Annotated in this window: 15 protein-coding genes; 14 read left to right on the forward strand and 1 reads right to left on the reverse strand. The window is 60.0% G+C overall.

Features of this window, described 5'->3' with window-relative positions; genetic code table 11:
- The 14 genes from BFQ03_RS16575 to BFQ03_RS16640 all read left to right on the forward strand — a co-directional run.
- Positions 1–565: electron transfer flavoprotein subunit beta/FixA family protein (locus BFQ03_RS16575; protein ID WP_065943492.1), on the forward strand; the 565-nt coding region annotated here is incomplete at its 5' end.
- Positions 566–567: 2 nt separating this feature from the next.
- Positions 568–1,497, forward strand: a complete 930-nt coding sequence (locus BFQ03_RS16580; RefSeq protein WP_065943583.1) for an electron transfer flavoprotein subunit alpha/FixB family protein — start codon at positions 568–570, stop codon at positions 1,495–1,497.
- 81 nt (positions 1,498–1,578) lie between these two features.
- A complete protein-coding gene (locus BFQ03_RS16585; protein WP_032863593.1) occupies positions 1,579–2,394 on the forward strand; it encodes a substrate-binding periplasmic protein in 816 nt (271 codons plus the stop codon).
- A 9-nt stretch (positions 2,395–2,403) separates the two neighbouring features.
- A complete protein-coding gene (locus BFQ03_RS16590; RefSeq protein WP_029299652.1) occupies positions 2,404–2,760 on the forward strand; it encodes a DUF4398 domain-containing protein in 357 nt (118 codons plus the stop codon).
- Positions 2,757–3,560 (forward strand): OmpA family protein, encoded by an 804-nt coding sequence (locus tag BFQ03_RS16595; protein WP_065943584.1) that lies wholly within the window; start codon positions 2,757–2,759, stop codon positions 3,558–3,560. Before BFQ03_RS16590 ends, BFQ03_RS16595 begins: the two co-directional genes overlap by 4 nt.
- A 445-nt stretch (positions 3,561–4,005) precedes the next feature.
- Positions 4,006–5,445, forward strand: a complete 1,440-nt coding sequence (locus BFQ03_RS16600) for an aminotransferase-like domain-containing protein (protein WP_065943585.1) — start codon at positions 4,006–4,008, stop codon at positions 5,443–5,445.
- Positions 5,446–5,549: 104 nt separating this feature from the next.
- Positions 5,550–6,038, forward strand: coding sequence for a hypothetical protein (locus BFQ03_RS16605; protein WP_032863599.1), 489 nt, complete (start codon positions 5,550–5,552; stop codon positions 6,036–6,038).
- A 161-nt stretch (positions 6,039–6,199) separates the two neighbouring features.
- Positions 6,200–6,454, forward strand: a complete 255-nt coding sequence (locus BFQ03_RS16610; protein WP_065943586.1) for a YkgJ family cysteine cluster protein — start codon at positions 6,200–6,202, stop codon at positions 6,452–6,454.
- A gap of 41 nt (positions 6,455–6,495) precedes the next feature.
- Positions 6,496–7,104 (forward strand): START domain-containing protein, encoded by a 609-nt coding sequence (locus BFQ03_RS16615; protein ID WP_032863603.1) that lies wholly within the window; start codon positions 6,496–6,498, stop codon positions 7,102–7,104.
- A 102-nt stretch (positions 7,105–7,206) separates the two neighbouring features.
- Entirely contained in the window at positions 7,207–7,443 is a 237-nt protein-coding gene (locus tag BFQ03_RS16620; RefSeq protein WP_082445681.1) for a hypothetical protein, read from the forward strand.
- A 212-nt stretch (positions 7,444–7,655) separates the two neighbouring features.
- Complete coding sequence (locus BFQ03_RS16625) at positions 7,656–7,997, forward strand: ribonuclease E inhibitor RraB (RefSeq protein WP_032863607.1); 342 nt, start codon at positions 7,656–7,658, stop codon at positions 7,995–7,997.
- A 462-nt stretch (positions 7,998–8,459) separates the two neighbouring features.
- The gene (locus tag BFQ03_RS16630; RefSeq protein WP_032863609.1) at positions 8,460–9,869 is read left to right on the forward strand and encodes a circularly permuted type 2 ATP-grasp protein; all 1,410 of its coding nucleotides are present in this window, start codon (positions 8,460–8,462) and stop codon (positions 9,867–9,869) included.
- A gap of 4 nt (positions 9,870–9,873) precedes the next feature.
- The gene (locus BFQ03_RS16635; RefSeq protein WP_032863611.1) at positions 9,874–10,824 is read left to right on the forward strand and encodes an alpha-E domain-containing protein; all 951 of its coding nucleotides are present in this window, start codon (positions 9,874–9,876) and stop codon (positions 10,822–10,824) included.
- The gene (locus tag BFQ03_RS16640) at positions 10,821–11,624 is read left to right on the forward strand and encodes a transglutaminase family protein (RefSeq protein WP_032863613.1); all 804 of its coding nucleotides are present in this window, start codon (positions 10,821–10,823) and stop codon (positions 11,622–11,624) included. The genes BFQ03_RS16635 and BFQ03_RS16640 overlap by 4 nt, the downstream gene beginning before the upstream one ends.
- Before the next feature lie 58 nt (positions 11,625–11,682).
- Here the strand turns inward: BFQ03_RS16640 and BFQ03_RS16645 are convergent, their stop codons facing one another.
- Positions 11,683–12,495 carry a cytochrome c gene (locus BFQ03_RS16645; RefSeq protein ID WP_065943596.1) on the reverse strand — a complete coding sequence of 271 codons (813 nt, stop codon included), beginning with the start codon at positions 12,493–12,495 and terminating at the stop codon, positions 11,683–11,685.
- Between the last annotated feature and the right edge of the window lie 317 nt (positions 12,496–12,812).

A 12,812-nucleotide genomic window follows, 5' to 3' on the forward strand; every position in this document is an offset into this window, starting at 1 on the left:
CGTAGGGCCATCCACTGCTCAAGAGCAGCTGCGTACCGCTCTGGCGCTGGGTGCCGACCGCGCGGTGCTCGTCGAATCCGCTGAAGAACTGACCTCGCTGGCCGTTGCCAAGCTGCTCAAAGCCGTTGTCGACAAGGAGCAGCCACAACTGGTGATCCTCGGTAAACAGGCGATCGACAGCGACAACAACCAGACTGGCCAGATGCTGGCTGCACTGACCGGTTATGGCCAGGGCACCTTCGCCTCGAAAGTCGAAGTCAGCGGCGACAGCGTTGCCGTGACCCGCGAAATCGACGGCGGCGCACAGACGGTTTCCCTGAAACTGCCGGCCATCGTCACCACCGACCTGCGTTTGAACGAGCCGCGTTATGCGTCCCTGCCAAACATCATGAAAGCCAAGAAAAAGCCTCTTGAAGTGCTGACTCCTGATGCTTTGGGCGTTTCCACCGCCTCCACCAACAAGACCGTCAAAGTCGAAGCGCCAGCTGCACGCAGCGCGGGGATCAAGGTCAAGTCGGTGGCTGAACTGGTCGAGAAACTGAAAAACGAAGCGAAGGTGATCTGATCATGACTATCCTCGTAATCGCCGAACACGATAACAAGGTGCTGGCCCCGGCCACCCTGAACACCGTTGCTGCCGCCGCCAAAATCGGTGGCGACATCCACGTACTGGTCGCCGGTCAAGGCGCTGGCGCCGTGGCTGAAGCCGCAGCAAAAGTAGCTGGCGTGAGCAAAGTACTGCTGGCTGACAACGCTGCCTACGCGCACCAACTGCCGGAAAACGTCGCGCCTCTGGTTGCAGAGCTTGGCGCTTCCTACAGCCACATCCTGGCTGCCGCTACCTCCAACGGCAAAAACATCCTGCCACGCGTTGCCGCGCAGCTGGACGTCGACCAGATCTCCGAGATCGTTTCGGTGGAAAGCGCCGACACCTTCAAGCGCCCGATCTACGCCGGTAACGCCATTGCCACCGTGCAATCGACAGCTGCCGTCAAAGTCATCACCGTACGCGCCACCGGCTTCGACCCGGTTGTCGCGGAAGGGGGTTCGGCTGCCGTTGAAGCCGTTGCGGCTGTGCACAATGCTGGCACTTCCAGCTTTGTTGGCGAAGAACTGGCCAAGTCGGACCGCCCTGAGCTGACCGCTGCCAAGATCGTCGTTTCCGGCGGTCGTGGCATGCAGAACGGTGACAACTTCAAGCACCTGTACGCCCTGGCCGACAAGCTGGGCGCGGCGGTCGGCGCTTCGCGCGCGGCGGTCGACGCAGGCTTCGTACCCAACGACATGCAGGTCGGCCAGACCGGCAAGATCGTTGCGCCACAGCTGTACATCGCGGTCGGTATCTCCGGCGCGATCCAGCATTTGGCCGGTATGAAAGACTCCAAAGTGATCGTTGCGATCAACAAGGACGAAGAAGCGCCGATCTTCCAGGTGGCTGATTACGGCCTGGTGGCGGACTTGTTCGAGGCGGTACCTGAGTTTGAGAAGCTGGTCTAAACCAGCCGCTTCACTTATAAAGAGCCCGGTCTTATGACCGGGCTTTTTTTTGCACGCCACTCTTGATCGGGAAACCACGCCATGGAACTGCGTCGCTGGACTGTACTGCTGGGCCTGTCACTGCTGCCGACCTTGTCTGTTGCTGCCGGCAAATGCGAGCGCCTGGTGGTGACCGGCAGCCCGGATGCGCCGCCCTATCTGTGGCGTGATCCGCAGGACCCGACCCGCCTGATCGGTGCCAATGCCGACGTGTTGCAACAAGTGGCCAAGGAACTGGGGCTGAAAATCGACCTGCTGTACGGTGGCAAGCGTTCCCTGGCCCTGGAGGAAGTCCGCAGCGGGCGTATGGACCTGTTGGCCGACGCACCGTTGAATATCAACGAGCTGGAGGCTCTGGACTACATCCACCCGGCACTGATGCAGGCCGATTACCGGGTGTGGACCCGTGTCGACTCGCCTCTGGTCTATACCAGCGCAGCCGACCTGCATGGCCACAAGGGCTCGGTCTCGGAGCGGGCGCGCCTGTCCCCTGAGTTTGAAGCCTTTGCCAGCGAACACCTGACCCTGGAACGTGTGCCAACCGTGACTCCGGCCTTGCAGAAACTGCTGCTTGGTGAAGTGGACTACGTGCTGGCCGGACGTTACTCCGGCATGGCCATGGCCCAGACCCTGGGTATGAGCAAAGACTTGCTGGCCCGTGAACTGCCGATCGATCAGCCGGGCCTGTTCCTGGCGATTTCCCACAACTCGGCTTGCAATGATCCGTGGTTGCGCGGACAGCTCGCCAAAAAGATGACAGAATTGGCCGCGTCCGGTCTGACGGAAGCCGCGTTGCAGCGCAATATCGAACGCTGGAAGACGCAGTTGCAGCAACCTGTCGGTACCCCAACAAAGTAGGGATTTTTAGTGACTATTCGACCTCTTTTCGCCGCCCTCGCCGTTGTAACGCTGGCGGGCTGTGCCGCAGATCCTGCGCCGAATGAGCAAATGCGCCTGACCCAGCAAGCCTTGGAACAAGCCGCCGCCGTGGGGGCCGTTGCTGATGACGTGCCTGAGTTGAAACTCGCCGAGACAAAACTGGCCCAGGCCAAGGCCGACATGGCTGATGAGTCCTACAAGGATGCCCGCATGCAGGCTGAACAGGCCGAACTGGATGCCCGCCTGGCCGAGGCGCGGGTGCTGACGCAAAAGAGTCAGGAACAGTTGAATGTCCTCAACACCCGTATCACCCGCCTGCGCAAACAGCTGGGAGATGCCCAATGAGCCGCCTGACATATGGGCTGCTATTGAGCAGTTTGGTGCTTGCAGGCTGTGCCAGCCATCCCAATAGCGACACTGCGTTGCAGCAGGCGAGTAGCGACTTCCAGAAGGTCAAGGAAGATTCCAATGTGCTGCGCATCGCGCCCAAGGACGTGATCCGCGCCGGCGAGTCCCTGGCCCGCGCCGACCGTCTCTCCAGCTACTGGGGCAGCGGTGGCGACGTGGTGCATTACGCCTACCTGAGCCAGCGCTACAGCGCCATCGCCCGGGAACATACGGAACTGGTACTCAACGAAGAACGTGCGGCCAAACTCGAACTGGAGCGTCAGCGCCTGCAACTGGCGCTGCGCGAGGCCAAGCTGTTGAGCGTGCAGCAACAGGGCAAGTGGCTGGAAGAGCAGATTGCCAGCCTGACCACCACCCAGACCGATCGCGGCCTGGTGATGACCCTGGGCGACGTACTGTTCGACACCGGCCAGGCAGAGCTGAAAAATTCCGCCAACCGTACAGTGCTCAAGATCGTGCAGTTCCTGCAACTGAACCCCAAGCGGGTGGTGCGGATCGAGGGCTACACCGACAGTACCGGCGGCGAGCAGGAAAACCTCAAACTGTCCCGCGACCGTGCACAGGCCGTGGCGGACGTACTGGTCGACCTGGGCATTGATGACAAACGCATTCAAGTCGAAGGCTACGGCGACCAGTACCCGGTGGAAGTGAATGCGTCCGAGCGTGGTCGTGCGCAGAACCGGCGGGTGGAAATCGTCTTCTCCGATGACAAGGGCCAGCTCGGCGCCGCGCGCTGAACCGCAGTGCGCACGCGGTCGTTGTAGGAGCGAGCTTGCTCGCGAAAAACTGACAGGCGCCGCATTCATTCAGTAAGCACGCGTTATCGTTGACGTTTTTCGTCGGAACGCCACCCGGAGACAAGCTCGCTCCTACAGAAGGCGATGACCGCTTAACTGACTGGCATTATGGCTTGCCTGCGATAGCATCGGCGCGGTACATCTGAAAACTCACATCGCCAGCATCGCAGGCAAGCCAGCTCCCACAGGGTATGTGGCGCACCCGCTATGGAACCCGATCTTTGATCGGGTTTTTCATGCCTGCGATTCAGTGCTCAACCCACACAGTTTTTTCTATCACTGCCGCGCGTCCTCGACTATTGTGGCAACTGTCCCCGTACACTTCTAAACTGTGCTGGTACGTTTCACACAAAAATAAAATACCCGTGAAATCGAGTGCTGCGTCATGACCAATCTCTTGCTTTACCAACGTATCGCCCAGCAATTGGCTGAGGATATCCGGCGCGGTGTCTATCAACCGGGTGAGCGCGTGCCTTCGGTGCGCAAGATGAGCTCCCAGCTCAATGTCAGTCATGCCACAGTGTTGCAGGCCTACGCCAACCTTGAAGACCAGGGTTTGATCCGCGCGCGGCCGCAGTCCGGGTATTACGTGCACCAGACGCCGGCCCTGACTGCTCCGACGCCGGATATCGCCCGGGTCGAGCGCCCAGGCCTGGTCACCCGCAGCAGCATCATTCAACAGGTATTGGTCGAGTCCCGTCGCGAAGGGGTGTTCCCGCTGGGGGCCGCCGTGCCCAGCGTCGACTATCTGCCAGTGCGGGCGCTGCACCAGCAACTGGCCAAGGTCACGCGCTTCCAGAGCCCGCGGGCGTTCAGCTATATGTTCAGCCCGGGCTTCGAGCCGCTGCGGCGCCAGGTCGCGATTCGCATGCGTGATGCCGGGGTGGTGGTCGACCCGTCCGAAGTGGTGATCACCCACGGCTGTGTCGATGCCTTGCAGATGTCCTTGCGGGTGCTGACCCGTCCCGGCGATCTGATCGCCGCCGAATCACCCACCTATTACGGGCTGCTGCAACTGGCCGACCTGCTTGGCCTCAAAGTCATCGAGATCCCCAGCGACCCGGCCACCGGCATGAGTCTTGAGGCCCTGCAGTTGGCGGCCAACCAATGGTCGATCAAGGCCCTGGTCCTGACCACGCGCCTGAGCAATCCCCTGGGCGGCACCATGCCCGAAGAGCGGCAGAAACAATTGCTGCGCCTGGCCTCGGATTTCGATATCCAGATCGTTGAAGACGACATCTACGGCGAGTTGATGTTCGAACTGGGCCGCACCAAGGCCCTGAAGGCCTATGACCGCCTGGATCGGGTGATCTACTGCTCCAGTTTTTCCAAGACCCTGTCCCCGGGGGTGCGTATCGGCTGGATGATTGCCGGCAAATACCAGCAGGAGATCCAGCGCCTGCAGATGTTCAGCACCCATTCGGCGTGCAGCGTCACGCAGATGGGCGTGGCGGCGTACCTGGAGAACGGCGGTTACGACCGGCACCTGCGCTACATTCGCCAGGAGTATCGCAAGAACCTCAGCGCCTTTCAGTTGGCGGTGCAGCAGTATTTCCCCGAGGGGACGCAGATGAGCCGGCCGACTGGCGGCTTTATCCTGTGGGTCAGCCTGCCGGGCCGGGTCAATACTCAGGAGTTGCACGTGCGCGCCTTGCAGCAGGGCATCAGCATTGCGCCGGGGCTGATCTTCAGCAATACGGAACAGTTCAACCACTGTATTCGGCTCAATTGCGGCACGCCGTGGAATCGCGAGGCCGAGCGAGCCTTGATGACCCTTGGCATGCTGGCCAATCAGTTGTGCCTGGAGGCCGCAGGCGGGTTTTGAAGCGCCAAAATGGGGCATGAACGGTAGCTGGCTAATCACCGCGCTTGTCATGCCGCGCTCAACAGGCGAGCATATGGCCTTCTGCCGTTAATGCTGTTGGCGATATGACCTCTATTTTTCCTGCCGCGCTGTTGATCTGTCTGGCGAGCCTGTGCAATGCCACTTCTGTGCTGGCAGCGCCTGCCAGTGCGCCAGTCGTGCTGGCCGCCGCCGCACAAAAGCCGGCACAGGCTAAAAAAACGGTCCCGGCGAAAAAAGCTGCACCGGCCAAAAAAGCCACGAAGGTCAAGAAGCGCGCACCGATCGCCAGCAAATCCAAATCGGCCAGCGAAGTGGCGCAGACCAAGCTGGCGCCGGCGCGACTGGATCTCAGCCTGCCCCAGGAAATGGTCCGGCACCTGCAACCCCTCGGCACCATGCCGCAGCCCAAGAACGTACCGTTATTGCCGCCGATGTTTGAAGAAAAGCCGGTTGATAACAGTGCATTCCAGATCAACGGGCGCCTGCTGAGCAACGAAATGCAGTTGCAGATGCGCAATGAAGAGCGGCGCGATGTTGAAGGCGCAGCCCTGGATTTTGAATTCAAAAATTAATCGTTGCTGCCAAAGTGACCTGAACCACTGACCTTCTGTCGCAGACTGGTCGGTCACTTTTGTTTTCTGCGAAAAACCCCTGTTAGACCATTTTAAAACGGCTGTTTTAGGGCGTACTCTAGCCCGGCCATCAACACTTTGTCGTCGAGGACCTGCTGGTCATGAAATGCCGTGAAGGCTGTGGCGCCTGCTGTATCGCGCCTTCCATCAGTTCGCCGTTGCCCGGTATGCCCAATGGCAAGCCCGCGGGCGAACGCTGCCTGCACCTGTCGGTCGAACAATTGTGCCAATTGTTTGGCCAACCGGAACGGCCAGCGGTGTGTGGTGCCTTCGAGGCGGATATCGAAGTCTGTGGCAGCAGCCAGGAAGAAGCGATCAGGCTGATCGGCTGGTGGGAACAGATGACGGCGGCTTAGTGGGCTTTAATGTCTGAACTTCAACAATAAGGAATACAACAATGGGTTCGCTGAAACGAATGGCTGTGTTGTGCGGTTTTACGGTGTTGTTTGCAGCTGCTGCACAGGCAGAAGAATGGCAGGTCGCCAAGGACGAGGAAGGTATCAAGGTCGCCTTGAGTGAAGTGGCAGGCTCCAAATACAAGGCTTATCGCGGCGTTACCGTGATCAAGGCGCCATTGGCCAAGGTCCAGGCATTGCAGGACGATGTCGTCGGTGCTTGCAAGTGGATTCACGAATGCAAGTCGCAGAAACTGCTGAAGAAGGAAGGTGACAAGAGCTGGACCTACACCCAGTTCAAGGCCCCGTTCCCAGTGACCGATCGGGACTCGATCCTGGAAATCACCACCACCCAGGCCGCCGACGGTAGCGTGACCCGCAAGCTGCTGGAAGTGCCGACCTATCTGCCGGAAGAGAAAGGCTATGTGCGTGTGGCCCAGGTCGAAGGCTTCTGGAAACTGGTGCCCAAAGGCGCCGACCAGACCGAAGTGACTTATCAGGTCCACACCGAGCCAGGTGGCAGCGTGCCGTCCTGGTTGGCCAACAAGTTTGTGGTTGAAGCGCCCTTCAACACCTTGAAAGCCTTGAAAGATCTCGCCGAGAAGCCTTAAGCGCAGCCGAGCAGTGCCTCCAGTCTTGAGTGGAACGATCACCGATCCTTCAAGGTCCAGATAGAGGTAAGCCCATCCATGGGCTTTATCGAGGAGGCACTGATGCAAAAGTGGCAAGTTACCTTCGTTGATGATCACGGCGAGCAGTCCGTAGAGCTGTTCACTTGCGCGCAAAAGCCTAGCCTTGAAGACGCTGCGCAAATGATTCGCGCCAAATTGCTGCCCATCCCCGCCGAACTGGACCTCAATGACCTGGACGGGCGCATCGCCGAACCCACGGTCAAAAGCCTGAAGGATCAGAACAGCATTCAAATTCTCGATATTTCTCCTGCCGCCTGAATATTCCCTGTCTGCCTTTAAAGCGCCGCTGGTGGAGGTGATAGCTTCGCGCTACTCTGCAAGGGAGATCAGCGAATGAATCGCTAAGGTCTGGTCTTGTCAGCTACATGCTTGTTTTCCTGCGGCGATGTCATTGCCGTATAGCTGCGCCTTTCAGGCGTGGGCCTTGGGAAGCACGGAAAGTCTATCCATCGGTTTGAGGAGGACGTTTCATGAGCACAGCCTATCAAGAAGACATCAGCACCCACGTGTTACGCCGCATGAAAGAGGGCGGCTTCGACTTCTCACGTTTTCACCCCATCGAGTTCTACGCCATTTTCCCGGATGAGGAACGTGCGCGTCGGGCTGCGGGTCGGTTTCGTGGGGAATCCATCAATGCCCAGATCAGCGCAAGGGATGACGGCGCCTGGTTTCTGGAACTGAGCAAGGTGATGTTCGCCACCTATGATGGCATCGGTGATTTTGAGCAGGACTTTGAGGCGGTAGTCGAGCCCTTGGGCGGGATTATCGAGGGATGGGGCGTCAAGCACGAGGTTCGTGGGTTACCCATGTAGACACATGATCAATAAAGCAGCGTATCGGCTGACCCTTGGGTCGGCCGATTTTGTTTGTGGCGCGGCAAAGTACTTGGAACTTATTGCGAAAAATCCTCCACAAAAAAAAGGCCACCCGAGCAGGGTGGCCAAAAGGGAAGACCGGAAAGAAGGGGAACCGGTCGGTACTTGCACCAACAAGTTACCGGCGGTGATGGGGCGATGCTGTAGGACGAATCCTGTTCAGCGGATGAGTGCGATTATCCGCAGGCTTTGCCAGGCAGTGAAATCAACTCTGACTATGCTGGTGATAGGCAATGCCTGCGTCTCTTTGAGGCTTGTGTGCCGAGGCAGGGGCGTTTGCTGCACCAGGACGGTGCGATTCGGCCTTTTACTATATCTAACTGGTTGATACTTAAGTGTTTATGCCGCTGGCACGGGCCTTGCGACTGTCCGTTGCGTCCGGGTGACAAGGAGTTCGGCATGATCCGCACTTATTACGATGAAATGTACGATGAGGCCGGCCAGGTCCGGCCTCACTATCGCGAGTTTGCCCGCTGGCTGGATCAAACCCCTGCCGAGCTGCTGGCTCAGCGTCGGCGTGAAGCCGATTTGCTGTTTCACCGCGCCGGTATCACCTTCACCCTGTACGGCGACGAGCAGGGCACCGAGCGCCTGATTCCCTTCGACACCATTCCGCGCAGCATTCCCGCCAGTGAATGGCGCGTTGTGGAGCGTGGCTGTATTCAGCGGGTCAAGGCGTTGAACCTGTTCCTTGCCGACCTGTATCACGACCAGCGCATTATCAAGGCCGGGATTATTCCAGCCGAGCAAGTGCTGGCCAACGAGCAATACCAGCTTGCGATGCAGGGCCTGGACCTGCACCGGGATATCTATTCCCACGTCTCGGGTGTGGACCTCGTACGCGATGGCGACGGTACGTACTACGTGCTGGAAGACAACCTGCGCACTCCCAGCGGTGTGAGCTACATGCTCGAAGACCGCAAGATGATGATGCGCCTGTTCCCCGAACTGTTCGCTGCCCAGCGCATCGCACCGATCGATCATTACCCCAACCTGTTGCTCGACACCCTGAAAAGCTCCAGCCCGCTGGACAACCCCAGCGTGGTGGTGCTGACACCCGGGCGCTTCAACAGCGCGTTTTTCGAGCATGCGTTCCTTGCCCGGGAAATGGGCGTGGAGCTGGTGGAGGGTGCCGATCTGTTCGTGCGTGACGACCGCGTATTCATGCGCACCACCGATGGGCCGAAGGCGGTGGACGTGATCTACCGTCGCCTCGACGATGCCTACCTCGACCCGTTGGCCTTCAACCCGGAGTCGATGCTCGGCGTGCCGGGCCTGTTGGCCGCCTATCGGTCGGGCAACGTGGTGCTGGCCAATGCCATCGGCACCGGGGTGGCGGATGATAAGTCGGTGTATCCCTTCGTCACTGACATGATCCGTTTTTACCTGGATGAAGAGCCAATCCTGAAGAACGTTCCGACGTTCCAGTGCCGCAAGCCTGACGAGCTGTCCCATGTGCTGGCGAATCTGCCGGAGCTGGTGGTCAAGGAGACCCAGGGTTCCGGTGGCTACGGCATGCTGGTCGGTCCGGCAGCCACGGCCGCCGAGATCGAAGCCTTTCGTGCGCGGATCAAGGCCAAGCCCCATGCCTACATTGCCCAACCGACCTTGTGTCTGTCGACGTGCCCGACCTTTGTCGAAAACGGCATTGCGCCCCGGCATATCGACCTGCGGCCGTTTGTCCTGTCCGGCAAGGAAACCCGTGTAGTGCCGGGCGGGTTGACCCGTGTGGCGTTGCGCGAAGGCTCGTTGGTGGTCAACTCATCACAGGGCGGCGGCACTAAAGACACCTGGGTGGTCGAGGAGTGAAACCATGTTGAGTAGAACTGCCTCGGATTTGTATTGGATGTCGCGCTACCTGGAGCGCGCGGAAAACCTCGCGCGCATGCTCGATGTCAGCTATTCACTGTCGCTGATGCCCCAGGATGGGCGCGGCGATGGCCTGCACGAACTGGCCATGCCGCTGCTGATCACCGGCACCCTGGATGACTACCATGAGCGCCATGGCGAGCTGCATGCCGAGCGCCTGTTGCACTTCTTCGCCCTGGACGCGGCCAACCCGGCAAGCATCTACAGCTGCCTGGGCGCCGCCCGCGCCAGTGCCCATGCCGTGCGTGGGCGAATTACTGCAGACATGTGGGAAAACATCAACGCCACTTGGCTGGATATTCGTGTCATCGCCCAGGAAGGCTTGAGCCGTTATGGCATGAGCCGCTTCTGCGAGTGGGTCAAGGAACGCTCCCACCTGTTTCGCGGTGCCACTTACGGCACCATCATGCGCAATGACGCCTTTCGTTTTATTCGCCTGGGCACCTTCATCGAAAGGGCCGACAACACCCTGCGCCTGTTGGATGCCCGCTACGAGATGGCCGGTGACCAGGCCGAAGTCGTGATTGATGGCACCGCCCACGCCTATTACCAGTGGAGTGCGCTGCTGCGGGCGCTGTCGTCTTTCGAGGCCTATACCGAGATCTATCGTGATGCGCCCGGCGCGCGCCAGGTGGCCGAACTGTTGCTGCTGCGCGCCGATGTGCCGCGCTCCTTACGGGCATGCAGCGAAGAAATCGACCAGATCCTCGCCAGCCTGCCCGGCATCAACGGCCGCCCGGCGCAGCGCCTGGCCGCCGAGATGGATGCGCGCCTGCGCTTTACCGCCATTGACGAAATCCTTGAAGAAGGCCTGCACGCCTGGCTGACCGACTTCATCCCGCTGGTCCGCCAGTTGGGTAACGCTATTCACCATTCCTACCTGGAGGCGGCATGAGACTTTCCATCAGCCACGAAACCACCTACCGCTATGAAGACCAGGTGCGCGCCAGCATCCAGTACCTGCGCCTGACTCCCCACGACAGCGAACGCCAGCATGTGCTCAGTTGGCAGCTGGATTTACCGCGTCCGGTACGGGCCCAGTTGGACCCGTTCGGCAATATCCTGCATGTGCTGACCATGGATGAACCCCATGAATCGATCATCATCGGTGCCCGTGGCCAGGTGGACATTGACGAGTGGCGGGAGGCTGAACATGACAGCCAGTCACCATTTCCCTTCCAGCGTTGCACGCGCCTGACCGAACCGGACGAGGCCCTGCGCGCCTTTGCACAGCAGCACTGCGGCAAGCGTCGGGATCGCAATGCCCTGATCGACCTGATGCACGCGCTCAACCAGCATATCGAGTACGTGCCGGGTGCCACGCAGGTGGAGACCTGTGCGGCCGAGGCGTTCGCCGGGCGTGCCGGCGTTTGCCAGGATCACGCCCACGCCTTCCTGGCCTGCGCGCGCAGCCTGGGGATCGCGACGCGGTATGTGTCGGGGTATTTGTACAGCGAGGACAGCGAACACCTGGCCAGTCACGCCTGGGCCGAAGCCTGGCTGGATGACGCCTGGTACAGCTTCGATGTGACTAACCAACTGGCCCGCCCGGAGCGGCATTTGAAACTGGCGGTGGGCCTGGATTACCTGGACGCGTGCCCGGTGCGCGGCATGCGCCGTGGCGGTGGGCATGAGCAGATGCATGCCCGGGTGTTCGTGGCGCCGACCCCGGTGATTCTGGTGCAGCAGCAATAACCCATCACACCTGCCGGCGATAAGGCCCGAAAGATCGCCATCGCCGCCAAGCTGGTTCCTACAAGGCCGCGTCGGTTTTGCGAGCGGCCATATGCTTCAAATACCCCACCAGCAGGTCCAGGTCGGCATCAGGCAGCACGCTGGTGGCAAACGCCGGCATCTTTGCCTGTGGCCAGTGCCTCAGGCTTTGGGGATCACGGATATAACGCTTGAGGAAGTCGCCGCCAAAATACTCGGTCGGGCTGTAGGGCACATTCAGGTCCGGCCCTACCTGTGCGTCACCCGCGCCGTTGAGGCGATGGCAGGCCAGGCAGTTCTTCTGGAACAGGGCGAACCCCAGGTTGACCGGATCATCCACCGCCAGCGCAGGGTCCGGCAGCAGCGCCGGGAAGCGTTCGGCGACGGTTTTCAGCTGTCTGATCTTAGAGACCTGGAATGGCCACTGTTCCGGGCTGATCCCGCTTGCCTGGGGCTGGGTCCACACCAGATAGAACGGGCCGGCACTGGGTTTGCCAGCGGCCAGCGGGGGCCACGGATGAGCCGGATCCTCCACCGCCAGCCACGCCTGTGCGCCGCTTTGCGCAAGCAGCGGCGCGACGGCCAGTTCGGCGGCGAAACCATCGAGTGCCACCGCCTGCACATGGTTCTGCGCTACCAGACCCGGTAGGAGTGCGGCCATTGGGACTGCGCGATACGTCATATTGCGCTTGTAGGAAACATCATCGACGATCTGTACTACCTGCGCCGCCGGATGCTGGAGCAGGTCGGCGGTTTGCCAGGTCGTGCGGTTGTGATCCAGCTCGATGGTCAACTGGGCCGCGCTGACGGGGTAGGCCAGGATCAGCATCAGCAGGACGATAATCTGTTTCAAGGAGAAGCCCATTTCGCAGTGACGATGCGGGCCCACGATACCGGAAAACGGCCACTAGACTGTAGGCAAAAAGACAGCCCCGGCCACGGGAACGCGGTACGCGGTTTCCCGGGCGGTGCTGTCAAAGACTGCAATGTTTCGCTGTGATCGGCCCGTTCAACCAATGATCTTGGTCAGGTTGGGCAGAATCAGAATCAGTGTGGTGGCGAAGAGAATAAGCCCCGCCTGGCGAACTTTCGATTGTTTGAACATGGCTGACTGCCTTTTGTTGTTATTCCTGAGCGTCAAATGCGCCGATACCAGCACCATCATTTCCT

Source organism: Pseudomonas sp. 25 R 14 (assembly GCF_900004755.1).
GTDB lineage: Bacteria > Pseudomonadota > Gammaproteobacteria > Pseudomonadales > Pseudomonadaceae > Aquipseudomonas > Aquipseudomonas brenneri.

Coding starts and splice junctions, on each gene's coding strand:
- BFQ03_RS16625 (WP_032863607.1), top strand. CDS start 7,656: ATGAGCACAGCCTATCAAGAAGACATCAGCACCCACGTGTTACGCCGC.
- BFQ03_RS16595 (WP_065943584.1), top strand. CDS start 2,757: ATGAGCCGCCTGACATATGGGCTGCTATTGAGCAGTTTGGTGCTTGCA.
- BFQ03_RS16640 (WP_032863613.1), top strand. CDS start 10,821: ATGAGACTTTCCATCAGCCACGAAACCACCTACCGCTATGAAGACCAG.
- BFQ03_RS16620 (WP_082445681.1), top strand. CDS start 7,207: ATGCAAAAGTGGCAAGTTACCTTCGTTGATGATCACGGCGAGCAGTCC.
- BFQ03_RS16580 (WP_065943583.1), top strand. CDS start 568: ATGACTATCCTCGTAATCGCCGAACACGATAACAAGGTGCTGGCCCCG.
- BFQ03_RS16630 (WP_032863609.1), top strand. CDS start 8,460: ATGATCCGCACTTATTACGATGAAATGTACGATGAGGCCGGCCAGGTC.
- BFQ03_RS16605 (WP_032863599.1), top strand. CDS start 5,550: ATGACCTCTATTTTTCCTGCCGCGCTGTTGATCTGTCTGGCGAGCCTG.
- BFQ03_RS16585 (WP_032863593.1), top strand. CDS start 1,579: ATGGAACTGCGTCGCTGGACTGTACTGCTGGGCCTGTCACTGCTGCCG.
- BFQ03_RS16635 (WP_032863611.1), top strand. CDS start 9,874: ATGTTGAGTAGAACTGCCTCGGATTTGTATTGGATGTCGCGCTACCTG.
- BFQ03_RS16600 (WP_065943585.1), top strand. CDS start 4,006: ATGACCAATCTCTTGCTTTACCAACGTATCGCCCAGCAATTGGCTGAG.
- BFQ03_RS16615 (WP_032863603.1), top strand. CDS start 6,496: ATGGGTTCGCTGAAACGAATGGCTGTGTTGTGCGGTTTTACGGTGTTG.
- BFQ03_RS16610 (WP_065943586.1), top strand. CDS start 6,200: ATGAAATGCCGTGAAGGCTGTGGCGCCTGCTGTATCGCGCCTTCCATC.